The sequence below is a fragment of the Candidatus Latescibacter sp. IFSED24 genome (genome assembly GCF_058273205.1).
In genome coordinates, this window is sequence record NZ_CM177850.1 from 1517739 (window position 1) to 1541294 (window position 23556).

At 67.8% G+C, this 23556-nt stretch carries 18 protein-coding genes; 2 read left to right on the forward strand and 16 right to left on the reverse strand.

Features of this window, described 5'->3' with window-relative positions; genetic code table 11:
• Positions 1-4 precede the first annotated feature (4 nt).
• From IFSED24_RS06270 to IFSED24_RS06345, 16 genes are all read right to left on the reverse strand, one after another.
• Complete coding sequence (locus IFSED24_RS06270) at positions 5-271, reverse strand: DUF4321 domain-containing protein (RefSeq protein ID WP_491334362.1); 267 nt, start codon at positions 269-271, stop codon at positions 5-7.
• A 182-nt stretch (positions 272-453) separates the two neighbouring features.
• Complete coding sequence (locus IFSED24_RS06275; RefSeq protein ID WP_491334363.1) at positions 454-900, reverse strand: LytR C-terminal domain-containing protein; 447 nt, start codon at positions 898-900, stop codon at positions 454-456.
• Positions 897-1361, reverse strand: coding sequence for an HIT family protein (locus IFSED24_RS06280; RefSeq protein WP_491334364.1), 465 nt, complete (start codon positions 1359-1361; stop codon positions 897-899). Before IFSED24_RS06280 ends, IFSED24_RS06275 begins: the two co-directional genes overlap by 4 nt.
• 41 nt (positions 1362-1402) lie before the next feature.
• On the reverse strand, positions 1403-2152 hold the full coding sequence (locus tag IFSED24_RS06285) for an NTP transferase domain-containing protein (protein ID WP_491334365.1): 750 nt from the start codon (positions 2150-2152) through the stop codon (positions 1403-1405).
• Positions 2149-3036 carry a pantoate--beta-alanine ligase gene (panC, locus tag IFSED24_RS06290; RefSeq protein ID WP_491334366.1) on the reverse strand — a complete coding sequence of 296 codons (888 nt, stop codon included), beginning with the start codon at positions 3034-3036 and terminating at the stop codon, positions 2149-2151. Before panC ends, IFSED24_RS06285 begins: the two co-directional genes overlap by 4 nt.
• 2 nt (positions 3037-3038) lie before the next feature.
• Positions 3039-3914, reverse strand: a complete 876-nt coding sequence (gene panB, locus IFSED24_RS06295; protein WP_491334367.1) for a 3-methyl-2-oxobutanoate hydroxymethyltransferase — start codon at positions 3912-3914, stop codon at positions 3039-3041.
• A 10-nt stretch (positions 3915-3924) separates the two neighbouring features.
• Positions 3925-4566: a deoxynucleoside kinase gene (locus tag IFSED24_RS06300; protein WP_491335034.1), complete on the reverse strand. Its 642-nt coding sequence runs from the start codon at positions 4564-4566 to the stop codon at positions 3925-3927.
• The gene (folK, locus tag IFSED24_RS06305) at positions 4541-5146 is read right to left on the reverse strand and encodes a 2-amino-4-hydroxy-6-hydroxymethyldihydropteridine diphosphokinase (protein WP_491334368.1); all 606 of its coding nucleotides are present in this window, start codon (positions 5144-5146) and stop codon (positions 4541-4543) included. The genes IFSED24_RS06300 and folK overlap by 26 nt, the downstream gene beginning before the upstream one ends.
• On the reverse strand, positions 5143-5535 hold the full coding sequence (gene folB, locus IFSED24_RS06310; protein WP_491334369.1) for a dihydroneopterin aldolase: 393 nt from the start codon (positions 5533-5535) through the stop codon (positions 5143-5145). Before folB ends, folK begins: the two co-directional genes overlap by 4 nt.
• Positions 5535-6686 carry an aminotransferase class I/II-fold pyridoxal phosphate-dependent enzyme gene (locus IFSED24_RS06315; RefSeq protein ID WP_491334370.1) on the reverse strand — a complete coding sequence of 384 codons (1152 nt, stop codon included), beginning with the start codon at positions 6684-6686 and terminating at the stop codon, positions 5535-5537. Before IFSED24_RS06315 ends, folB begins: the two co-directional genes overlap by 1 nt.
• An 89-nt stretch (positions 6687-6775) precedes the next feature.
• Positions 6776-7951, reverse strand: coding sequence for a tetratricopeptide repeat protein (locus tag IFSED24_RS06320; protein ID WP_491334371.1), 1176 nt, complete (start codon positions 7949-7951; stop codon positions 6776-6778).
• Between the two features lie 153 nt (positions 7952-8104).
• The gene (locus IFSED24_RS06325; protein WP_491334372.1) at positions 8105-9226 is read right to left on the reverse strand and encodes a glycosyltransferase; all 1122 of its coding nucleotides are present in this window, start codon (positions 9224-9226) and stop codon (positions 8105-8107) included.
• A 130-nt stretch (positions 9227-9356) separates the two neighbouring features.
• Positions 9357-11006 (reverse strand): chaperonin GroEL, encoded by a 1650-nt coding sequence (gene groL / locus IFSED24_RS06330; protein ID WP_491334373.1) that lies wholly within the window; start codon positions 11004-11006, stop codon positions 9357-9359.
• Positions 11007-11066: 60 nt separating this feature from the next.
• Entirely contained in the window at positions 11067-11354 is a 288-nt protein-coding gene (gene groES / locus IFSED24_RS06335; protein WP_491334374.1) for a co-chaperone GroES, read from the reverse strand.
• Between the two features lie 271 nt (positions 11355-11625).
• A complete protein-coding gene (locus tag IFSED24_RS06340; protein ID WP_491334375.1) occupies positions 11626-12342 on the reverse strand; it encodes a hypothetical protein in 717 nt (238 codons plus the stop codon).
• Positions 12343-12431: 89 nt separating this feature from the next.
• Positions 12432-17546: a C25 family cysteine peptidase gene (locus IFSED24_RS06345; RefSeq protein WP_491334376.1), complete on the reverse strand. Its 5115-nt coding sequence runs from the start codon at positions 17544-17546 to the stop codon at positions 12432-12434.
• Positions 17547-18034: 488 nt separating this feature from the next.
• Here IFSED24_RS06345 and IFSED24_RS06350 point away from each other — a divergent pair, with 488 nt between their 5' ends.
• Together IFSED24_RS06350 and IFSED24_RS06355 are read left to right on the forward strand one after the other, a co-directional pair.
• The gene (locus tag IFSED24_RS06350; protein WP_491334377.1) at positions 18035-19681 is read left to right on the forward strand and encodes a right-handed parallel beta-helix repeat-containing protein; all 1647 of its coding nucleotides are present in this window, start codon (positions 18035-18037) and stop codon (positions 19679-19681) included.
• Entirely contained in the window at positions 19678-23523 is a 3846-nt protein-coding gene (locus tag IFSED24_RS06355; protein WP_491334378.1) for a C25 family cysteine peptidase, read from the forward strand. Before IFSED24_RS06350 ends, IFSED24_RS06355 begins: the two co-directional genes overlap by 4 nt.
• The last annotated feature ends 33 nt before the right edge of the window (positions 23524-23556 follow it).

The following is a 23556-nucleotide window of genomic DNA, read 5'->3' on the forward strand; positions in this document are numbered from 1 at the left end:
TGGATCAGTACCGGTACCAGCGCAAGAGCTGCGAGGCGATGAAGACCCCCACGACGCTCATCAAATTGACATGGAAGGTCAAGCCGAAGGTGAATTCGACCACCACCAGGTCGAGGTGAACCGTGGGAACACCGAATTCCTTGTAGTTCACGAAGACCTGTTCGGCCACGCTCCCTTCACGCAGGAAAAGACCGATCACCTCGCTGAAGACGGCCCCGATCAGGACTCCCAGCAGCAGCACCAGCGCGATTTTTCCCAGGCTCTTCTGCATGCGGTCTCGTCTTTCCTGCCCGGACCGCTCGCGAACGAGCGCCCCCTGCCCAGCACCACGGGTTACCGGCCGAATAATAGAGCCGACACCCGGGGCCTACCAGCAGGAAATGGAACCATAGCCCTGGATTCTAGGGCCAACATAATATATTCGCCTTGTTTTCGCCAGCGGAAAAGTCGGGGTCAGGGTGTCCCGTCGAGGCCCGTGACATAGCGGGCATGGTCGCGCCCGAGCACCAGGACGGCGTCCTCCCGCCCGCGGGGATCCCATTCCTGCAGCAGGGGTGGTCCGCCCAGGCGGGCCGCCAGACGCCGGGCTGCCGTCCGGGGCAGACGTCGGTTGATCAGGAGCGTCCGGGCGAACGATTCGTGGGGCGCATTGTCCAGACGGACCACCACGCACCCGCGCGCAGCGAGCTGACGACTCAGGCGGCGGGCCAGTCCCGGCTCGCCGGTTCCGTTGAGGACGGCGAGATGAACCGTCTCCTCCACCACGGCCGTCGGCTCGGGGGCGCCTTCCGCACGCGGCGGCCTGGCTGAGGGCGGATGGTCGGGACGGCGCGCCCAGTAGAACGACCCGGCGCACACCAGGACGAGCAGGAGCAGCAGGGGATTCCGCCACCTGCTCACGACCCCTCCGCCAGGATCCGGATCAGGTGGGGCTGGATCTGGTCGCGTGCCTGTTCGAGGGACTGGGGCATGACGCGGGTCTCGCCCACGGTCGTCATGAAGTTGGTGTCTCCCGCCCAGCGCGGCAACAGATGCAGGTGCAGATGTTCGGGAATGCCCGCGCCGGCGCTGGTGCCGCCGTTGTACCCGCAGTTGAAGCCGTGGGGATTCATGCTCGCCTGCAAGGCCTGCTCCATGGCCGCGAGGAGGAGGCCCATCTCGGCCAGTTCGCCGGCGTTGCAGGCCCCGAGCAGCGGCTGATGCCGGTCGAGCACCAGCAGCAGGTGTCCGTTGTTGTAAGGGTACCGGTTCAGCATCACCACCCAGTGCTGGCCGCGGTACAGCACGAAGTCGGCCGCATCGTCCTGCGAGGCCAGCACCCGGCAGAACACGCAGCCGTCCTCGGTCTTGGCACCGGTCACGTAATCGTACCTCCAGGGAGTGTAGAGTCGGTCCATGTGGATCAGTCCTGCGCTCGGGCGAGGTAGAGGCGCTCGGCCGCCTCGAGTTCCGCCACGGTATTGATGCCCACCACCTCGTCGGTGTCGGCGGTCTCCACCGTGCGCACCACCGCACCCTGGTCCACCAGCCAGCCGATGGTGTCGGTGAGGTAATACTCGCCCTGGTCGTTGTCGGTGGTCAGGTTGGCCAGCGCCTCGTGGAGGCGGTCGGTCAGGAAGCAGTAGACGCCGCTGTTGTACTCGCCGATGGCCAGCTCCTCGTCGGAGGCATCGCGCGCCTCGACGATCTTGCGCAGGTCGCCGCCGGCATCCTTGACGATGCGACCGTAGGCGCCGGCGTCGTCCACCACGCAGGTCAGGACCGTGGCGGCGGCCTCGCTGGCCACGGTGGCGTCGACGAGGCGCTGGAGGGTCTCCGCCCTCAGGAGCGGCACGTCGCCGGCCAGCACCACGGTCCAGCCGCCGTCGCGCAGGGCCGGGGCGGCCATCTGGACCGCATGCCCCGTTCCCAGCTGGGGTTCCTGGAGCACGAACTCCAGATCGGGCGCTGCGCAGGTCTCGCGCACGCGCTCGGCCTGATGGCCCACCACAACCACCATGCGTTCCACGCCGGCACGCCGCGCTGCGTCCACCACGTGGTCGAGCAGGGGGCGTCCGGCCAGTTCGTGCAGGACCTTGGGCTTGTCGCTCTGCATGCGGGTACCCTTGCCAGCGGCCAGGATCACCGCGTCCACCAGGGGACCGTGATTCATGTCATCGCCTCCGGATCGTCCAGCAATCTGGCTGGCTGGACATCGTTGCTGGACACGTCGAGCACCAGATTGTCGATGAGGCGGGCCGGCTCGACGCGCGCCGCCACCGCCAGCAGGAGGCGTCCCGCGGCCCGCTCCGGCCGCGACAGGTCGGGCACCTGCCGGACCACCGCGTATTCCAGACTATCGGCCGCCGCCAGTTCGGCGCGCATGACCGCCTCGATGGCTTCGGAGTCGCGCTCACCGGCGGCGAGGCGCTCCCTGGCCACGGCGAGCGCCCGGCTCAGGCAGAGAGCCCGCTGGCGGGCTTCGGGCGGCAAGTAGGCGTTGCGCGAGGACATGGCCAGGCCGTCCGGTTCGCGCACGGTCGGCTCGTCGAGCAGGCGCACCGGCATGGCCAGATCGCGCACCATCTCCGCGATGACCAGACACTGCTGGGCATCCTTGCGGCCGAAGATCGCGAGGTCGGGCCGGACCAGGTTGAAGAGCTTGGCCACCACGGTCAGCACGCCCTGGAAGTGGCCGGGCCGGCCGGTGCCGCAGAGCCCGGCAGCGGCCGGTCCCGGGTGCACCGAGACCCCGCCCTCACGCGGGTACATGGTCGCCACCGAGGGGGCGAACACCGCGGTGGTGCCCAGCGGCGCGAGCAGGTCTAGGTCGCGCTGCAGGTCGCGCGGGTAGGCCTCGAAATCCTCGCCGGGGCCAAACTGCGTGGGATTGACGAAGATCGAGACCACCGCCTCCCCCAGCTCGCAGGCTCGCCGTACCAGTTGCAGGTGTCCCTCATGCAGCGCCCCCATGGTGGGCACCAGCACCAGGGGGCGCTCGGCGCGACGCAGGGGCTCGAGGCTCGCCAGATCCGCGCGGGTGTGCAGGAGCTCCATGCTCAGGATTCTCCCTCGTCGACCTTGCCCAGGTAGCCGCCACCCTCGCCCTTGGCATCGGTCGGGCGCTTGCCGCGGCCATACGTGTGTGCCGCCTGGGGGAAGGCGCCCGCACGCACGTCGCGAGCGTAGGCAGCGATGGCCTCGGCGCTGGCGTCGCCGAGCTCGGCATAGCGTTTGACGAAACGTGGCTTGAAATCGTCGAGCAGCCCGAGCAGGTCGTGGTAGACAAGGACCTGGCCGGCGCAGCCGGGTCCGGCTCCGATCCCGATGGTGGGGATGTCCACCTGGGCCGTGATGCGGGCGGCCAGTTCGGCGGGGATGCACTCGAGCACCATGGCGAAGCAGCCGGCCTCGGCGAGGAAGGCGGCCTCGTCCAGGAGCTCCTGGGCCGCGTCACGCCCGCGGCCCTGCACCTTGTAACCCCCGAAGCGGTTCAGGCTCTGCGGCGTGAGCCCCAGGTGGCCCATGACCGGGATCTCGGCCGCCAGCAGCGCGGCGATGTGCGCGGCGCGGGCTCGACCGCCCTCCAGCTTGACCGCCTGGGCCCCCGCCTCCTGGACGAGCCGGAGCGCGGCGCGCACGGTCTCGCACGGTTCGACGTGGAAGGTGCCGTAGGGCAGGTCCACGATCACCGGCAGGCCGGTGTCCGCCCGGGTCACGGCCCGGGCATGGTGGCGCATGTCGTCGAGGGTCACCGGCAACGTGCTGTCGTAACCCAGCAGGACCTGCCCCAGCGAGTCGCCCACCAGGAGGGCGTCCACCCCGCCCCGTGCCGCGAGCTTGGCCGAGGGCACGTCGTAGGCCGTCAGCACCACCAGAGGGGGATCGCCGGGACGACGGGCGGTGAAGATGTCGAGACTGGGCAGCTTCGCCATGGCGATCCTCTCAGGCGCCGCCGGCCCGGGGCGCGAAGAACCGGGTCCCGGTGAACGGTTCGCGCAGCTGGTCGACGAGCAGGTCGAGATCGGTCGGAACACCCACATAATCGAGGTGATCGGCAGCCACGACCAGCAGCGGCGTGTCCTGGTAATGGTGGAAGAAGAAATTGTAGGCCCGATTCAGGCTCTCGATGTAGTCGGCTTCCATGCTCCGCTCGAAGGATCGACCCCGCATGCGGATGCGTTCGAGCAGCAGGTCGGTGCTGGCCTGCAGGTAGATCACCAGATCCGGCCGCAGGATACGGTCCTCCAGGATGCCGGCGAGCTGGTTGTAGAGCGCCAGCTCGTCGTCGCTGAGGTTGAGGTTGGCGAAGATCCGGTCCTTGGCGAAGAGATAGTCCGAGACCACCAGCTGGCTGAAGAGCTCGGGCTGGGCCAGGGCTTGCTGCTGGCGGAAACGACTGAGCAGGAAGAAGATCTGGGTCTGGAAAGCATGTGCCGCGCGGTCCTGGTAGAAGCTGGCCAGGAAGGGATTCTCCTCCACCACCTCCAGGTTCACCCGCCCACCGGACGCCGTGGCCAGCAGCTTCACCAGGCTGGTCTTGCCCACGCCGATGACGCCTTCAACGACAATGTACCGCCAGGGCAGCACGCCACTCCTCCTCACCACCGGCGGCGGCGCCGGTGGTTACCAGATCCTCGGTGAGCGGACGCAACCACGGCCCGCCTTCGGCCTGGATTCTAGCCCAGGCAGCGGCAGCCGTCTCCCCGGAATCGGGCAAAATCAACGCCGGCGCCAGTTCGGCCAGCGGACCGAGCACGAAACCGCGCTCGTGCAGGCGAGGGTGGGGCAAGGTCAGCAGCACATCGGCGCCCACCCGGTCGCCAAAGAGCAGGATGTCGAGATCGAGGACACGCGGCAGCAGGTGTCCGGACACCGGACGGCCCAGCCGCTGCTCGACACCCTTGAGGACCGCGAGCAGCGCCGCCGGGGCCAGGGCGGTGCGCACGGCGCAGACCGCGTTGAGGTAGGGCGCCTGGCTGCCCGGCCCCACGTACTCGCTCTCCCAGACACGGCTGAAGCCCGTCACCCGGATCTCGGGATGGGCCAGCAGGGCGAAGAGGCCTCGCCGCAGGAAAGCGAGGCGGTCGCCCAGGTTGCCGCCGAGTCCGAGGACCACCTCCTCCGCCCCGCGCGGAGGGACCAGGTGTGCGGCCGGGCCGGTCAAGAGCGGGGATCCCCGCCGTGAGCGGCGAGCCAGCCTCGATCACGATCGAGGGTGACCGAGACCCGGCCCAGGAAGTTGGGGATGGGCGGGTTGGGCTTGTGCACGGTGACCACGACCCGGGCCACGGGGAAGGCGCGCAGCAGATCGGCGCAGATGGCCTCGGCCAGGGCCTCGAGCAGGAGGAAGCTGTTGGCGGCGGTGACCTCGTGGATCCGCCGGTGCACCGCGACGTAGTCCAGGGCCTCGCCGAGATCGTCGCTGCGCGCGGCGGCGCTCCAGTCCCCCTCGAGCGCGACGTCGATGACGAAGCGCTGGCCGAGTTCGCGCTCGGCCGGATGCACGCCATGGTGAGCGTAGACATCGATCCCGGCCATGGTGATGCGGTCCATCACAGCGCCTCCAGACGTCGGGCCGCTTCGGCCACGCGCGCGTCGGGGGCGGTCAGACTGATGCGGAACCAGCCCTCGCCTCCGTCCCCGAAGCCGACACCGGGAGTGACCACCACGCCCTGATCGCGCAGCACCCGGGCGGAGAAGCCGAGGCTGGACTCGCCGGCCGGCACGCGCGCCCAGACGTAGAACGTGGCCTGGGTCGGGAAGATCTCCAGTCCGGCACGGGCCAGCGCGGCGGTCACGAGTTCGCGCCGCCGGGCATAGGGCTTCATGACCTCGTCGAGCAGGTCGTCGGCACGTCGGCCCAGCGCGAACGTGGCCACCTCCTGCAACGCGGTGAAGACACCGGAATCGATGCTCTCCTTGACCCGGGCCAGCTTGGCCAGCAGTTCGGCCTGGCCCACGGCGAAGCCCACCCGCCAGCCGGTCATGTTGAACATCTTCGAGAGGCTGTGGAATTCGATCAACGGTTGCCGACGATGATCGCAGGTCTCGAGCATGCTCACCGGGCGGTGTCCGTCCAGGCTCACCTCGAGATAGGCCGCATCGTTGGCCAGCACGAACCCGCGCTTGCGGGCGAGCGCGGCCAGGGGCTCGTAAAGACCGGCACCGGCCTCGGCACCGGTGGGGTTGTTGGGGTAGTTGAGCCAGAGCAGTCGCGTGCGATCGTCAGCCAGCGTGGCGAGCTGGGCGGGGTCGGGCAGGAAGGCGCGGTCGGCCGCCAGGGTGAACGGGCGCACCTCGCCGCCGGCCAGAATGGCCGACTGGGTGTAGACGGGATAGCCGATGTCCGGCACCAGCACGTTGTCCCCCTCCTCCACCAGCGCCAGGGGCAGATGCGCGATGCCCTCCTTGCTGCCCACCAGCACCAGGACCTCGTGGTCCGGATCCACGTCGACGTTATGGCGGCGGCGCAGGAAGCCGGCGATGGCGCGACGCAGGCGGGCGTCGCCACGACCGGCGGGATAACGATGGTATTCGGGCGTCTTCACCGTCGTGGCCGCCAGTTCGACCAGGGCCTCGGGGGTGGGCTGGTCGGGATCGCCGACACCCAGATCGATGACGTCGACACCCTTGGCGCGAGCACGATCGCGAGCCTTGTCGATCTCGGAGAAGAGATAGGGTGGCAGCTTGTCCAGTCGTCCCATGATCCATCGCTCCGGTCTGATCGGTCGAGGTGGCGCAGGAAGCCCCGCGGGCCGGGACCCGCGGGGCAACGTAGCAAGAAGCGGTCGATTCAGCGACCCTGCTGGGCTTCGGCCCTGGCCTTGCGGTCGGCGAAGTCGAGATACTCGTCGCAGGCGGCGATGCCTTCGCGGGCGTAGGGCGCCCACTTGGTGTCGCCGCTGCTGGCCGCCCGCTGGAACTGGGCCTTGGCGCTGGCGTAGTCCTCGGCGCAGAAGAGCGCCTTGCCGTAGGCGAAGTTGATCTTGCCCAGCTCCTTGGCGCCGGTCCCCGCGAAACGCGTCATGGCGTCCTTCGCGGCCGCGATGGCCGGGTTGCACTGACCGGCCTCGGCCATCACCACGATCATGTTGGCGGTCTCGTTCATGTTGTCGGGTCGCAGAGCGAGGTACTTCTGGTAGGCCTCGACGCTCACCGGCTTCCGACCCAGGGCGTCGGCGGCCCGCGCCTTGGTCAACAGCGCGTTGGCGTGATCGGGCTGCTTGGCCAGCAGCTGGTCGCAGAGCTCGATTGTGCCGGCGTAGTCGCCCTGCTTCATCTGCGTCTCGATCTGCTTGTAGGCCGTGGTTCCGCCGGCGCTGCCGCCGTACTCGCGGGCCTTGGCCAGGTACATCTCGGCCTTCTCGGGGTTGCCGATCTTCTTCTGCTGGTCGGCGGCCTTGGCGCAGGCTTCGGCGAGGCGCGGCAGGATCTGGGGCTGCAGGTCCGGGCAGAACATCATGGCGTCCTCGAGGGTGTCCACGGCCTGGGTCGGGAAACCCGAGGCGTTGTGCAGGATGCCCAGATTCACCAGGACGAAGCAGTTCTCGGCATCGAGCTTCTGCGCCTTGAGATACTCGGCGCGCGCTTCCTTGTACTTCTTCTGCATGGTCAGGACCTTGGCCAGGTTGGCGTAGTCCACCGCGCCGGCCTGGCCGTTCTGGACGGCGATGGCCTTGCCGAACGCATCGGCGGCGAGGTCGAGCTGGCCGGTGTTCTGGTAGGCCAGGCCGAGACCACGCAGCGCGGGAAAGAATTCGGGGCAGAATTCGACGATGGACTGGAGCTGGCCGATGGCCTGATCCCACTGCTTGGCCTGCAACAACTGCTGCGCGCCGCCGAACTGGAGCTGGGCCTCGGTCATCTGGCCTTCGGTACACTGGGCGACGGCGCCGCCGGCTCCCAGCATCGTCGCGGCGACGAGGACGAGGGCGGCGAGCACGTATCTACGAGTCGTCGGGGTGGGCACGGGATACCTCCAGGAGAACAGCGGGCCAAGTCTCAGTAAAAAACCGGCTCGTGCCGGGATCGGAACGATAACAAGGGTCCAGCGGGGCTGTCAATTCATCCGACCCGATCGATCGGTGTTTTCCAGCGAGATTTGGCATTCAACAGTCCGGAATCAGCAAGAGTTCCCGACGAGCGCCTCGTACCAGGCAATCAGCTCGGCGGCCATGTGCCCGCGGGTAAAGCCCTCACGGACCAGTTTCCGACCGCATTCCCCCCGTCGGCGGGCCTCGTCCGGATCGGCCAGGACAGCCTGCAGCGCACGCCGCAGATCGTCCGGATCGCCCGGCCTGGCCAGCCAGCCGGTCTCTCCGGGACGATTCAGTTCGCGCACACCGGTGGGCAGGTCGCTGGTGACCAGCGGCAGCCCCGCCGCCATGGCCTCCAGCAGGATCAGCCCGAAGGTCTCGCTACAATCACGGCTGGGCAGGACCAGGGCCCGGCTGCGGGCGAACAGTCCGGGCAATTCCTCGTCGGGGACCTCCCCGCGCAGGCAGACCCGATCGCCGAGAGCGAGCGCGGCGATACGCCCGACCAGATGCGCATGCAGGGGACCGCTGCCCACGATATCCAGCTGGACCCCAGGCAGGCCCGACAGCGCGTTCAGCAGGACATCCAGCCCCTTGTAGGGCACCAGCCGGCCCACGAACAGGAAGGGGCCGGTAGCGGACGGTGACGCGCCTGCGAAAGGGGTCGGATCGATGCCGAAGGGGATCACCTGCACGCGCTGGCGCCAGCGGGACAGCTCGGTCGCCTGGTCGCGCTGCGCTGCGCTCGAGACGCAGATCCCCGCCGCGGCGGCCAGGCACCGCTGGGTCAAGGGCGCCACAAGCCGACCGCTGAGGCGCTGGCGGACGATGTCCGAATGATGCCAGACCGCCAGCTTGCAGCCGGCGCGCTCGACCACGACGCGGCTGCGCAGCCAGGCCCAGCAGGCCAGCGGGTTGGGCAAGTGCAGGTGAACCACATCGGGCAGGAAGGACGCGATCTCGCGCTGCAGGAGGCGGGCCAGGCCGAACGTCAGCGGCTGGCTGTTCCAGGTTCCCACCACGCCCGCTCGGACCAGCGCCCCCGGCTGGCCGGGCAGGTCTTCGCGGACGGTGCGCCGTCCGTGTCCGGCCACCAGCACACGCACCTCGCAATCCCTGTCGAGCAGGCCCTCGGTGATGTGCCGCAGGACCGTCTCCATGCCGCCCTTGTCCGGAGCGTAGTACTTGCCTAGGTGCAGGATGCGCATGGGGCGAATCTACTCCAGACCAGGACGACCCGAAAGCGCAAAGCGGCCCCCCTCGGTGGAGGGGGGCCGCCCGGTGGCCGGTCTGGCGACCGGCTGGCTTGCGCAAGCTGTCTTCCCGCGGGAAAACGGCTTACATCATGCCCATGCCACCCATGCCGCCCATGCCGCCCATGTCGCCGCCATGCATGCCGGGCATGTCCTTCTCGGGCTCGTCGGCGACGCAGGCCTCGGTGGTCAGGAGCATGGCCGCGATGGACGCCGCGTTCTGAAGGGCCGAACGCGTGACCTTGGCCGGATCGATGATCCCGGCGACCATCAGATCCTCGTACTCGCGGGTCGCCGCGTTGAAGCCAACGTTGCTGCCCTTCTTCTCGTCGCGCAGGCGCGCCACCACGAGGCTGCCCTCGACGCCGGCGTTCTCCGCGATCAGCCGCAGGGGCTCCTCCATGGCGCGCGCCACGATGTCGCGGCCCACGGCGGCCTCGCCGGTCAGGTCCAGCTTCTTGACCACCTCACTGGCGCGCAGCAGGGACACGCCGCCACCGACGACGATGCCCTCCTCCACCGCGGCGCGCGTGGCGTGCAGCGCATCCTCGACCCGGTGCTTCCTCTCCTTCATCTCGACCTCGGTGTAGGCACCGACGCGGATGACGGCCACACCGCCGGCGAGCTTGGCCAGGCGCTCCTGGAGCTTCTCGCGGTCGTAGTCGCTGGTGGTGTCCTCGATCTGGGCGCGGATCTGGGCCACGCGAGCCTTGACGTCGCCCGCCTTGCCCTTGCCACCGACGATGGTGGTGGTGTCCTTGTCGATGGTGACCTTGCCGCAGCGGCCGAGATCGGCGGTGGTGGTGTTCTCCAGCTTCAGGCCGGCATCCTCGCTCATCACGCGGCCGCCGCTGAGGATCGCGAGGTCCTCGAGCATGGCCTTGCGGCGATCACCGAACCCGGGCGCCTTCACCGCGGCGATGTTCAGGGTGCCGCGCAGCTTGTTCACGACCAGGGTGGCCAGGGCCTCGCCCTCGATGTCCTCGGAGATGATCAGCAGGGGCTTGCCCATCTGCGCGATCTTCTCGAGGATGGGCAGCAGGTCCTTCATGCTGCTGATCTTCTTGTCGTGGATGAGGATGTAGGGGTCGTCCAGCTCCACGCGCATCTGCTCGGCGTTGGTCACGAAGTAGGGGCTCAGGTAGCCACGGTCGAACTGCATGCCCTCGACCACGTCCAGCTCCATCTCCATGCCCTTGGCCTCTTCGACGGTGATGACGCCGTCCTTGCCGACCTTGTCCATGGCCTCGGCGATCATCTGGCCGATGGTCATGTCGTTGTTGGCCGAGATGGCGGCGACCTGGGCGATGATCTGGTTGTCCTTGACCGGCTTGGACTGCTTGGCGATGGCCTCGACCGCGACCCGAGCCGCGTCCTCGATGCCCTTCTTCATGAACATGGGGTTGGCGCCGGCGGCCAGGTTCTTCAGACCCTCGTGGATGATGCACTGGGCCAGGACGGTGGCGGTGGTGGTGCCGTCGCCAGCGACGTCGTTGGTCTTGCTGGCCACTTCCTTGACCATCTGGGCGCCCATGTTCTCGAAGGCATCCTTGAGCTCGATCTCCTTGGCGATGGTGACGCCGTCGTTGGTCACCAGCGGAGCGCCGAACTTCTTGTCCAGGATAACGTTCCGGCCGCGGGGGCCGAGGGTGATCTTCACGGTGTTGGCGAGAGCGTCGACGCCGCGCTTGAGGTGCTCGCGGGCGTCCTCGGTGTACTTGATCTGCTTGGCCATGGGTCATTCTCCTTTATTGGCGTGGCGACTGCCCTGGGCAGTCACCGACCCGACAACTTGCTACAGGATGGCGAGAACGTCGCCCTCACGGAGGATCAGGTATTCGTGACCTTCGACGGTGACCTCGGTGCCGGCGTACTTGCCGTACAGGACCACGTCGCCCTTCTTGACCTCGGGCGCCACACGCTGGCCGTTGTCGTCGACCCGGCCGGGCCCCACGGCAATGATCTTGCCCTGCTGGGGCTTCTCCTTGGCAGTGTCGGGAATGATGATGCCGCCCTTCATGGTCTCGCCTGGCAGGGGCTCGACGATGACGCGATCGGCCAGGGGCTTGATGGAGATGGCCATGCTTGCCTCCTCAATGATCTGGGTTTCAGGTTGTCTTTGCGGGACAATTTAGCACTCTCGCCCCGCGACTGCTAAGCGGGGCGGAATATATCCGACCAGAGACGAGTCGCAAGGCAGAAAATGCAAAGACATGGGGATTTTCGGGGATCTCGGCCCCCGGCTGCCAGATTGGCAGACGAGCACGACATTGCTGCCGTCTTTTTGAGCAATGATGGCCCAAGAAACGAGCCCGCCTGTCAGGCGGGCTCTCGTCCTCGACGTTCCGGCAGGGTCAGGTCCGTTCCTGCACGGTGAAGGGCACCTCCTGCAGGAGCTGGCGGTCCAGATAGATGCGCAGCAAGTAAGCCCCTGGTCCACGCTCCTTCTCCCGGGAGATATTCAGCCGCGAATCCAGCTCGGCGGTGGGCGCGCTCCGCAGGGACACGCTCGTTCTGGCATAACCCAGATCCACGGCCTTCTTGTAGGTGGTCTCGGTCACCGCAACGGGCTGGTCTGGGTCGGCCGCGAATTTCTTGCCGATCTGCGCGCCGCGTTTCTTGCCGTACCGCCGACTCAGATCGGCCAGGAACTGTTCCGGCAACGCCCCCGAGCTATCAGGTGCCACCCCCGCCGGCAGGGTGATTTCCCGTCTGGTCACCTCGGCGTAGCGGCGGAACATCTCCTCGCCGCCGGGCTTGATCCAGACCAGATGCACACTGTAGGTGCGGTCGAGCTGCAATGGATGCAGAACCACTTCGGCCTTGATGTGGCTCTCGTCCTTGATGGTGAACTCATGGTCCTTGTCGAGGCGCCAGTCGCCCGAGTACCGGCGGTAGAGCGTCACCTCGGCGTGGAAGAGATCGGCCGGCGCGTCCTCGCCCGCTTCCGTCAATGCCTGATACCGCTGTGCTTCCGCGGCCTCCTCGGTCGTGCAGCCGACCATGGTGACGATGGCGCCGAGCAGCAGGGCGCACGCCAGGCTGGACCGCCAGCTACCCCCGTGGGTCATGAAGTCGCCTCCTGCGGGTTGTCAGTGCGGCGGCGGCCGGTGGCATCCGACCGCCGCCCTGGAGCACCTAGACTGACACGTCGCCAGCCTTACTTCAACAACGTCATCTTCCCGACCAGCGAGCCGTCCTCCGTGACGAGCCGGTAGAAGTAGATGCCGCTGGCCACGCCGTTGCCCCGATCGTCGCGGCCCTGCCAGGTGATCTCGTGCCGTCCCGCGGTCTGCCGGCCGCGGACCAGCGTGCGCACCAGCTTGCCCTGGACGTCGTACACCGCCAGGGTCGCCTGCTGCGCCCGCGGCAGCGAGAACGCCAGCACGGTGGCCGGGTTGAACGGGTTGGGGTGGTTCTGGGCCAGCGCCAGGCGCGTGCCCGCGTCGGGGGTGTCGGTGGTGCCGGCGATGATGGTGAAGACGCCGGACTCGGCGGCGGCCATCCGCTCCATCCCGTCGAAGACCTCCACCTTCACGCGGCAGCTGTAGCTCGGCGGACCGGCCGGGACCGCGATGGTCCACTCGGCCGCGCCCAGGAGCGCGCCCTCGGCGATGAGCTGGTCGAAGCTGGCGCCGCCGTCCAGCGACAGCCACACCTGCGCCGCCACCACGCCCACGTCGTCGCCGGCGTTCCAGGTCACGGACATGGTCTGGCCCTGGACGAGCTGGGCGCCGGACGCCGGCGCGGTCACCGCCACGGTGGGCGCGGCCACGTCGGCCACGGCGCTGCTGGCGGTGATGACCAGGTCGTCGACCGCCGCCTCGACCAGCGATCCGGCGCCGGCATCGGACGCAATGAAGCGCAGACGCATCTGGCCAGGCTCAGCGTAGAGGTCGTTGAGCATGAAGCTGACTTGCTGCCAGGCATTGTTGGAGGCGGTAGTGTTCTCCACGTTGGCCCACGTCGAGCCGCCGTCGTTGGAGACCTGCACCACCCAGGCGTCGACGCCCGGCTCGTTGCCGAGATCGTTGGTGTACCAGCGCCAGTAATTCACCGACACGGCACCGTGCGTCGTCAGATCGTAGATCGGGCTGGTCAGGGTGGTCGTGCCGCCGTCCACATCGTTGTAGCCCGCGCTCTCACCAGCCTGGTGCTGCCCGGTGAACCAGCAGTTCACGCCGGGGGCCGGGGTGTGGTCGTTCTCCGGCTGGACCGGCTGGCCGTTGTACTCGGTGCCGATGGGGTCGCCGTGCTCCCAGATGCCGGCACTGGCGGTGTCGCCGCCGCCGAGGTTCACCGTCCAGCCCGTGGCCGACTCGCAATCCTCCTCGGCGATCACCGAGACGCTGGCCACCATGAAGCTGAAGTTCGGCCACGGCGCGCCAGCCGGAGCCGCCGAACCGTAGCCCAGCACGTCGCTGGCGGTCAGCCAGTACTGCACCCGCGAACCGTCGGCCTGGCCGGGGATCGTCGCCCGCACCAGACCGGTGCCGGCGTCGACCAGCGTCATGGGCACCGAGTAAGGCCCACCGGAGCTGCTCGACGTGTAGTGCAGCGTGTAGCTCGCCACCCCGGTCAGGTCGGTGACGTTGGCCTCGACCACGTACGGACCGCCGGTGTCCTCGGTGTCGGGGAGCTGGGTCACGTCGGCGATGAACGGGCCGCGGTTGTCGGCGAGCGCGAAGTCCAGCTCGGTGACCTCGCCCTCCAGGATCTCCACGCCGTAGGCAGTATCCGGTGCGCAGCTCTCGTGCCACACCGCCACGTCCCAGGTGCCGATGGTGACGTTGCCCTCGTAGGTACCGTCGCCGCTCGAATAGAACTGGCGGCCCTGGTCCATGATGGTCACCACGGCACCAGGAATGGCGCCGCCGCCGTTGCTGGAGTTGGTGATCTCGCCGCTGAGGGTCCCCTGCGCCTGCGGCACGATGGGACGCAACGCGATGGCCCGGTTGGCCGCGATGGCGGCCGACCCGCCAGGATAGTTGTTGCCGTAGACGTAGGTCAGGCCCACGGTCCGCGTGTGGTCCTGGATGCCGACCGTGAAGTACGTCGTCTCGTCGCCGTTCACCGTCACGCTCTGATACTGCAGCACGATCAGGCCGTCGCCGGTGTCGCTGGCATGATGCGCCGGATCGTAAAGGATGATCTCGAAGGTGCAGTTGCCGTTGTAAGAACTTCCGGTGTACGAGCCGAACGCGTCCCACTGCACGATGTAGCGGTGGTTCGCCTCGTCGTACCAGGTGTAGACCTGACCGCCGGCCAGGTCGTCCCAGAACGCGCAGATCATGGCGTCGGGCGAGCCGTCGGCGGGCAGCGTCCAGTTGCGGTACAGCTTGATGTCCGTGCCGCCGAACGAGAGCCAGCCGTTGGAGCAGATCGAGACGCGGTCGTAGGTCTCGCCGTAGTAGGTGAAGTCGAACGGCAGATCGAACCGACGCGTCTCGTCGTCGTGGCGGCCGGTGTCGCTGATGCCGGTGTTCGTGCCCACGCCCGCCAGCTCGACCCAGTCGTAGACCGGCGCCTCGGGCGCGGTGTCGGCGTTGTCGAAGGCGTAATAGCCGTAGGTGTCGGGGCCGGTGGGATCGCCCACGCCGGCGGTGCCGACGGTCACCGGGAAGACCAGGGTCTGGGTGCCGCCCTCGGCGAAAGTCAGCTCCACGACCAGGGACGCGATGTGGCCGGGATAGCAATCGCTGGCGATGGTCACCGCAAAAGTATCGCTCATGTTGCCGGCTGCACCGGAAGTCAAGGCGCCCCAGTTGCCGTCAGGATCGCTGACGGTGACCCACTGGCTGGCGCAGCTCAGGCTCGCCGTGATGCCTGCCGTGGCGAGGTCACCAGCGTTGACCAGGTTGAAATCCACCGTGCCGGATTCGCCCGGATCCAGGTCGCCGCCGCTGCCGCCGAAGGTCAGGCGATTGATCCTGCCCTGCGGCCCGTGGATGGGCAGCGCCACCAGGCTGGTCCAGGTCTCGCCGCTGCCGCTCGCGTCCAGGCGCAGTTCGGCGGTCTCGCCGCCGGGCGCGTCGCTGGCGAGCTCCACGCGGAAGACGCCGGTGGCGGTGCCGCCGGCGGCCACGGTGCCGAAGCTCGCCTCGCCGTCGAGCAGCGCCACGTAGGGCAGCGACTCCAGCAGCGTGCCCACCGCCGCACTCACCGCGTTGGTGCCGTGGTTGCGCAGCCGGATCTCGAGATCGAGCACCTCGCCCGGGTTGGCCTGATCGTCGCCGTTGCCCGAGACCTCGCTCACCGTCAGGGCGTCGAAGTCGAGCGAACGCGCCACGGTGCCCACCGCGGTCTGGCCCAGGTGCGGGTGCAGGTTGGTGCCGGTGACCGTCACGAGCACGTCGCCAGCCGCGGCGTCGGTGATCTCCAGCATCGCCTGCCCGTTCTGGTCGGTGTAGGCGAAGTCGTGCACCGCGCCGTCCTGATGGACCGCCACGCGGGCGCCGGCCAAGGGCGCGCCGCCCAGGGTCACCGCCACCGGCAGCGCGTTGGCGCCGAGCGCCACCTGCGAGGGGTAGGCCACGTCGATGGCCGCCGGCACGGCGGTCCAGATCTCGGTGGCGGGGTCGCCCATGAGGTTGTTCCAGGTCGACCAGGTCCAGACCTTCTGCCACTCGTTCTCGTAGTAGTTCTTGTAGAGATTGAGCTTGCCGCGGGTCAGCGACGGACCCACGCGATGTTCACCGGTGGTGAGCACCGCGTTGGTGATGCCCAGGAACATGCAGTTGTTGTAGCGCGTGTGCGTGCCCGTGGTGGCGGTGCCGATGCTGGCGATGCCGCCGCCGTTGGGCGCGCGCAGGAACGCCTCGCTGCGGCAGGTGGTGTCGTCCTCGAAGGTTCCCGTGTCACAGGTGAGGATCACCGCATAGGGCAGCTGCTGCCCGTTGCCAGTGGATTGGATGTGCGACTCGCTCATGCCGCTCATGTTCCAGTAGCCGCGGTAGGTGAAGATGCTCTCGCCCTGGTTGATGGTGGTCAGCATCTGCGTGACGAAGTTGCCGCTCCAGATGGTGTCGATGCGGGTGTAGTTCAGTTCCTGGAGCTGCTGCTTGACGAACTGGTTGGTGAAGATGCAGCTGTAGCCCGAGGCCGAGGGGTCGCCGGTGAGGCCGGCGGTGGTGAACCAGCTCGGGTCGGACATGTCGGGGGCGCTCTCGTAGTCGACGATCTTGTCGATCACGGTCTGCAGCTGGCTGGTGCTGGTCACCGAGATGCGGCCGAGGTGCACGTCGGCCAGCACGTCGCCGCCGTCGAGCAGCGAGTACTCGTGGTCGCCCTCGCCGTTGTAGCCCGAGTAACTCTCGTGCCAGGTGGGGATGGCCACGGCGCCGTTGGCGTCGCCCACCAGGGTGACGAACTCCAGCGGGATGCTGCTGTTGGTGTACTGGCTCTGCAGCCAGCTCCGGATGGCCGTGGTGCTGGAACCGGTGGTGGCGGTGGTGACCACTTCCACGGTGTAGCCCTGGCGACGGCGCCAGTCGGCCAGCTTCTCGACGATGCCGGTGACGGTGCTGTTGTTCGGGCAGATCATGATGTACTTGCCGGGGCCCACCTGGACGCCCGCGTCGCGGGTCCAGCCCAGGACCTCCTGCTCGTACATCAGCGCGAACGACTCGGGGATCAGCTGCGGCGAGGCGGCCTTGCTGTTGCGGTCGTCCCGGCCGGAGAAGGTCACCTCCACGGTCATGCGACGCGCCACGGTGACCTCACCGGTCGCCGGATCGTAAGCCACGGGGCTGAAGGTCACCGGCACCACGCGCAGGCCGTGCAGCAGCGCGGGCTCACCCACCAGGGCAGTGGCCTCGCTGGCAGGTGCGGCGGCATAGAGCGCGGCATCGAACGCGGGCGAGGCCGCCTTGGCCGCGTCCACCAGTCCCTGATTGGGCGCCAGGGACATGGCGCCCAGGCTCACCAGATCACGCTCGACCACCTTCACCGACACGCCCGAGCCAGCAGGCAGGGCCACCAGCCGGGTGATGGTCGGCAGGGCAGCCTGACCGTCGCGGCCGCGATGACCGCCACCGACCAGCTCGAGCGACTGGAACGTACGACCCTCCAGATCCAGGCTGCTGGACTCGAGGCTGGGCAGGTCCAGATCCAGGACCAGGCCCGACGCCGTCTTGGTGCGGACCAGGACGCTGGGGGCACCGCCGGCGCCCTCGGCAGAGAGTGACAGCGTCTGGGTCTGCTCCTCCGCCGCAGCCAAGGGGGCGGCGACGAGGAGCAAGCCGAGCAGCAGAAGGGACCAGCGAGCGCAGTTCATTTCGGCCTCCGTCAGTTGACAGCACGGGGCGGGGTTGGCCGCGTCATCCGAGCCGGTTCGGGTTTGCATACCATCCTTGATTATATCAGATAGAGCACGAGAAACGCTGTCCTAAATCATTACAATTGTGAGCCATATGCTTAGAACATGTCTCATTTGTTGCTTTTAGGTTTCAGATTTCACGATATCGGGACTAAATGTTGAGACTTTTTCCTGTTAGTCGCCAAGCACGAAACCAGGCAACTGTCCCCATCTCGATGTGAATTGACCGTGCACTCTCAGCCTCTCCCCCGCAGCGTCAACACACCATACATGCCGGATAACCGTCCAACTGGCAAAATGATTCGCCTTCTCGCCCCGTCTATCACAAAAAAGTTAGAATACGTCCTATGGTATGTGCTTGGGGCGGCATGATATACTTATGAGTGCATCTCCGACCGGCGACCGCTGTCGTCGCCGCGGCCCATTCCTGCGGGAGGACCACGATCATGAAGCGCCTCATCCTTGCCACCACCGCCCTCGCGCTGCTGTTCGGCGCCGGGACCGTCCTGGCCGTCGAGATCAACGTGCCTGGCGACTACGCCCAGATCAACGATGCGGTGCAGGCCGCCAATCCCGGCGACGTCGTGATCGTGGCAGCCGGCACCTACACCGACTGCACCCATGAGACCGAGGGACCCGGCTCCACCCTCGCCTGCGTCATCATGCGCCCCGGCGTCACCCTGCGCGGCGCCGGCCCCGAGGCCACCATCATCGACGCCGAGGGCCTGGGCCGCGGCATCTACGTCCACGACACCGACGACGTGGTCATCGCCGACCTGCAGGTCCGCGGCGCCTACGCCGAGATCTTCGGCGCGGGCATCCTGATCCGTCAGGGCTCCACCGGCGCCGTGGTCGAGAACGTGACCGTGCGGGAGAACGGTGACGGCGGCATCGTAGTGATCAACGACGCCGAGGCCACCATCACGAGCGTCGATTTCCTTGCGAACGAGGCCAAGCAGGGCGGCGGCCTGGCGGTGGAAGAGGGCAGCACGGCAGTGATCACCGACTGCGTCGTCGACGACAACACGGCCCCCACGGGAGCCGGGATCTTCATCCGCGCCGGTTGCACGGTCACCATGACCGGCTGCACCATCACCCGCAACGCCATCAACGCCGACTTCGGCAACGGCGGCGGAGTCTGCGTCCAGGACTCGCACTGCGACATCAGCGGCTGCGAGATCGCCGAGAACACCACCGAGGGCAACGGCGGCGGCCTGGTCTACAAGGATGGCGCCACTGGCACCGTCGAGGATTGTGACATCGTGGGCAATTACACAACCGTCGCCTACAACTTCGGTGGGGGCATCAGTTGCCAGCAGTCCGCTCCCACGCTGCGAAATCTGCGGATCATCGACAATGCTGCCAACTCCGCGAATTCCGTAGGCGGCGGAATCGATGTCCAGTTCACGCCATCGCCGACCATCGAGAACTGTACCCTGGTCGGCAACAGTTGCTATGCTGACACTCTTGGCGCCGGAATTTTCGTGCAATGGGGCGGTGATCCCCAGATCACGAACTGTCTGATCACAGACTCGACGGGTGGTGCAGGCATCTACTGCATGTTCTCCGCCGAAACAACCTTGACCGGCTGCAACCTCTGGAATAACGATGAGGGCGGCATTCTCTTTGCGAATGATGGCGGCTGCAACTTCTCGGCCGACCCGCTCTACTGCAATCCCGACGAGAACAACTACCGCATCCAGCCGGGCAGCCCCTGCGCCGCGGGCAACCACCCCGACGGTGGGGACTGCGGGGCCACGTACGTGGGCGCCTACCCCGCCGGCTGCGGCAACGCCGTGGGCGACGTGCCCGTTGCCGGCGTTCTCCTGGGCAACGCGCCCAACCCGTTCAACCCCATGACCACCATCTTTTTCGTGCTTGACGAGCCCGGCGACGTCGTGGTTCGAATCCACGACTTGCGCGGCCACCTGCTCCGTAGTTTCCAGCGTGCCGGCGTGGCCGCCGGTGTGCGGCAAGAGATCAACTGGAACGGCCGCGACCAGGACGGTCGCTCGCTCGCCAGCGGCGTCTACCTCTACCGCCTCGAGAGCAACGGCATGACCACCAGCCAGAGGATGAGTCTGATCCGATGAAGCGAAGCCTAATCTTGGGCATCGCGCTGACCTGCCTGACCGTGGCCGCCCCCGTGGCGGCCACGGCCCAAGGTCCCGCGACACCGCCCCCCGCCGCCGCCTACGACGTCCATGACAACGAGACCATCCTGACCTTCCCGGCGCGACAGCAGTCCACAGACGACATGGCAACGGATCTGGGCGCCGTGGTGGCCCTGCCCGCCGACGCGACCGGAGCCGAGGCGGTCCTGATCTCCGGACGGGCCGCCAGCGTCGCCATCGAGGGCGAGGCCATGCGCATGCGTGGCCAGGCCGCCGTGGTGGTCCGGGTCCAGGAACCCGCCGCCGGTCCAATCGTGGTGGCCGTCCGCCACAACGGATCGTGGAGCGCCAAGAGCAACGACCGTCTTGGCTCCGCCGCGCTCGAGGCCAGCCTGCCCGGCCAGCCGGATCTTGGTCTGAAGGCCGCCTCGCATCCCATGGGTGGCAGCTACGTCATCGTGGTCGGCCCCCAGTACGCCTCGGCCGTGGCGCCGCTGGCCGACTGGAAGTTGCGCAAGGGCTGGCCCGTGGTCACGGTGACCACCGACGTCACCGGGTCCACCAACGCCGCCATCAAGGCCTGGCTCCAGGATGCCTACGACACCTGGCAGCGTCCCCCCGAATACGTGCTGCTGGTGGGCGACGTGGACGTGATCCCCTCCTGGGACTTCTCGGGCAACGTCACCGACATGCCCTATGCCCTGCTCGACGGCGACGACTGGCTGCCCGACGTCATGCTGGGCCGTTTCTCGGTATCCAACCAGACCGAGTGCCAGGCCATGGTGGCCAAGTCCGTGGCCTATGAACAGGCCCCCTTCATCGACGAGACCGCCTGGTTCACGCGCTCGGTGATGGTGGCCGGCCAGTACGCCTCCACCACCCCCATGTACACCGTGCAGTTCTGCGGCGAGCAGCTCGAGAGCATCGGATTCGACCCGCTGGATCCCGTCACCCCCATCCCCGGCGACGAGGGCAACTTCATCGTCTCGCCGTACCAGCCGCGTGAGGGCATGGGAATCCCGCAGGACAGCGGCCCCGTCGTGATCAAGGCCTCCATCGACGAGGGCTGCTCGTTCGTGGTCTACCGCGGCTGGGCCTACGGTACGGCGGGCTGGCAGCCGCCCACCTACACCGTGGACCACATCCCGGCCCTGACCAACGGACAGATGCTGCCGGTGGTCATGAGTTTCGTCTGCCTCAATGGCGATTTCCAGGCGAGCGAGGCGTGCTTCGGCGAGGTCTTCACCCGCCAGGGCGGCAGTTCACCCGAGAATTTCCGCGGCGCGGTGGCGTTCATCGGCAACGGGGAGCACTGGTCGCACACGCGCTTCAACGACGCCATGGCCATCGGTTTCTTCGAACGCGTCGTCGAGCCCGAGATCAACACCCTGGGCGCGCTGCTCAACGCCGGCAAACTCCGCTTCCTGGAATACTATCCCGGCGAGCTCAACGACACCGGCAACGAGGAGTCGGTGGAGTTCTATTTCCACATCTACAACCTCCTCGGCGATCCAGAGCTGAATTTTTACCGGGCCGCCCCCACCGCGCTCCAGGTCACGCATGACGCCGAGATCCCCGTGGGCGCCTCGTTCCTCGAACTCACGGTCCGCGAGGAAGGCGGCGCTGTGCTGCCCGGCGCCCGCATCGGCGTGGCCCAGAACGGTCAACTGCTCGGTGCGGCCTTCAGCGACGACTCGGGCGAGGCCCGGGTCGCCCTGAGCACCCCGGTGGGCGAGGGCGCGGTGAGCCTGACGGTCACCTATCCCGACCGCCTCGCCTACACCACCCTGCTGAACGCCGACCTCAGCGTGATCTACGTGGCGCTGGAATCGCTGGCCATCGACGACGAGGCCCCCGCCGGCAACGGCGACGGCCAGGCCAACCCCGGTGAGACGCTGGCGTTGACCACCACCATGCGCAACGTGGGCAGCGAGGCCGCCGCCGCGGCCACCGTGACCTTGACCATCGACGGCCCCGCCACCGTGACGAACGGCAGCGCCAGCCTGGCCGGTCTCGCGGCTGGAGCCAGCGGCGTCATCGACACGCCGCTGGAGCTGACCATCGCGCCCGACGCGCCGGACGGCGCGCTGATCACCGGTCGCCTCGCCATCGCCCACGACGGCGCGGTGGACCTCGCCGGCTTCGAGTTGCAGATCTCCGCCCCCACCTTGCAGATCACGGCCCATGGCGAAGACGGTGGCGATGGCTGGCTCGATCCCGGGCATACGACCGACCTGACCCTCACCCTGCTCAACCAGGGGTCGCTGGCCACCACGGGCGGCGACCTGGCGCTGAGCCTCCAGGCCCCGGAAGGCGTCACCCTGCAGACCAGCAGCGTGTCCTTCGGCGCCATGGCCAGCGGCGAGAGCACGACCACCGGCCCGATCAGCCTGACCTTGGCCGATGACGTGGTCGAGGGCGTCACGGTGACCCTCGTCGTCCAGGCCACCCTCGCCGAAGGGACCGAGTTCGACACCACCGTCCCGGTGCCCGTGGGCAAGGGAAGCAGCGGCGAGCCTGCCGGCCCCGACAACCACGGCTACTACGCCTACGACAGCGCCGACTACCTCTACCCCGCTCAGCGCCCGGTCTACCGCTGGCTGGAGATCTCCACCACCTTCGGCGGCGCCGGCACCCAGCTGGTGTACGACGAGGATAACTACGATCGCGACGTCATCGTGGACCTGCCCTTCACCTTCACCTTCTACGGCGAGAGCTTCACGCAGATCCGCGTCTCGGACAACGGCTGGCTCAGCTTCGAGGCCACCAACGACGACTACAACTTCTACAACTGGCCCATCCCCTCGACCCATGGCAATGGCGCCCTGGTCGCGCCGTTCTGGGACAACTTCATCCCGGTGCCGCCCTCGTACTACGACCCCGATGTCGACCCCATCGGCACGCTGACCGACGGCATCTTCTACTACCACGACACCGCCAACGACGAGTTCATCGTGGAGTGGAGCCGGATGCGCCATTACAAGGCCGGCAACCCCGAGGACGATGATCCCGACATCATCGATCGGCAGACCTTCCAGGCCGTCCTGCGCAACCCGGCCACGTACACCACGCCCAGCGGTGACGGCGAGATCCTCTTCTTCTACAAGCAGGTGGCCGACAACGATTTCCTGCGTATGTGGGCCACGGTGGGTATCGAGTCGCCCGACGAGACCGACGGCCTGCAGCTGACCTACGACGGCGTCCGCAGTGCCGGCACCATGGTCTTCGGACCGGGTTCGGCGATCCGCGTGACCACTGCCACGCCGGTACGAGTGCCGCTGGTGGTGGACAAGCTCGAACGCCAGGCCCGCGCCGATGGCGCCACCTTGACCTGGACCTACAGCGATCCCCGGCCGGTGATCGGCTGGAACGTTTACGCCGACCACGCCGGTCGCCGGACCTGCCTGACCGCGGAGCCCCTGGCCGCCGACGTCCGGACCAGCGACCTGACCTGCGACCCCGATTGCGACCTGGTCCTCGAGGCGCTGCTGCCCGGCGGAACGACCTGCGACGCCGGCAAGGCGCTGTCGGGCATCACGACGGCCGCCTTCGCCCTCGGCCAGCCGCACCCCAACCCGGTGCGCGGCGAGTCGCGCATCTCGTTCGCCCTGCCCCGTTCCGGCCACGTGCAGCTGCGCATTTTCGACGTGCGCGGCCGCCTCGTGCGCACCCTGCTCGATGGCCGGGCCGAAGCCGGCGACGGGCTGGTGGTCTGGCAGGGTCGCGACGACCGCGGACGGCAACTGGCCGATGGCGTTTATTTCTACCGTCTCGAGCACGCTGGCCAGAGCCTGACGCGCAAGCTCCTGCTCGTTCGCTGATGACCTTCACCCGACCGGACGTTCCCCCGGGGA

Excerpts from the sequence above, each read along its gene's own strand:
- IFSED24_RS06270 (WP_491334362.1), bottom strand. The coding sequence starts at position 271 with ATGCAGAAGAGCCTGGGAAAAATCGCGCTGGTGCTGCTGCTGGGAGTC.
- IFSED24_RS06285 (WP_491334365.1), bottom strand. The coding sequence starts at position 2,152 with ATGAATCACGGTCCCCTGGTGGACGCGGTGATCCTGGCCGCTGGCAAG.
- panC (WP_491334366.1), bottom strand. The coding sequence starts at position 3,036 with ATGGAGCTCCTGCACACCCGCGCGGATCTGGCGAGCCTCGAGCCCCTG.
- panB (WP_491334367.1), bottom strand. The coding sequence starts at position 3,914 with ATGGCGAAGCTGCCCAGTCTCGACATCTTCACCGCCCGTCGTCCCGGC.
- folB (WP_491334369.1), bottom strand. The coding sequence starts at position 5,535 with ATGGACCGCATCACCATGGCCGGGATCGATGTCTACGCTCACCATGGC.
- IFSED24_RS06315 (WP_491334370.1), bottom strand. The coding sequence starts at position 6,686 with ATGGGACGACTGGACAAGCTGCCACCCTATCTCTTCTCCGAGATCGAC.
- IFSED24_RS06325 (WP_491334372.1), bottom strand. The coding sequence starts at position 9,226 with ATGCGCATCCTGCACCTAGGCAAGTACTACGCTCCGGACAAGGGCGGC.
- groL (WP_491334373.1), bottom strand. The coding sequence starts at position 11,006 with ATGGCCAAGCAGATCAAGTACACCGAGGACGCCCGCGAGCACCTCAAG.
- groES (WP_491334374.1), bottom strand. The coding sequence starts at position 11,354 with ATGGCCATCTCCATCAAGCCCCTGGCCGATCGCGTCATCGTCGAGCCC.
- IFSED24_RS06340 (WP_491334375.1), bottom strand. The coding sequence starts at position 12,342 with ATGACCCACGGGGGTAGCTGGCGGTCCAGCCTGGCGTGCGCCCTGCTG.
- IFSED24_RS06345 (WP_491334376.1), bottom strand. The coding sequence starts at position 17,546 with ATGAACTGCGCTCGCTGGTCCCTTCTGCTGCTCGGCTTGCTCCTCGTC.
- IFSED24_RS06350 (WP_491334377.1), top strand. The coding sequence starts at position 18,035 with ATGAAGCGCCTCATCCTTGCCACCACCGCCCTCGCGCTGCTGTTCGGC.
- IFSED24_RS06355 (WP_491334378.1), top strand. The coding sequence starts at position 19,678 with ATGAAGCGAAGCCTAATCTTGGGCATCGCGCTGACCTGCCTGACCGTG.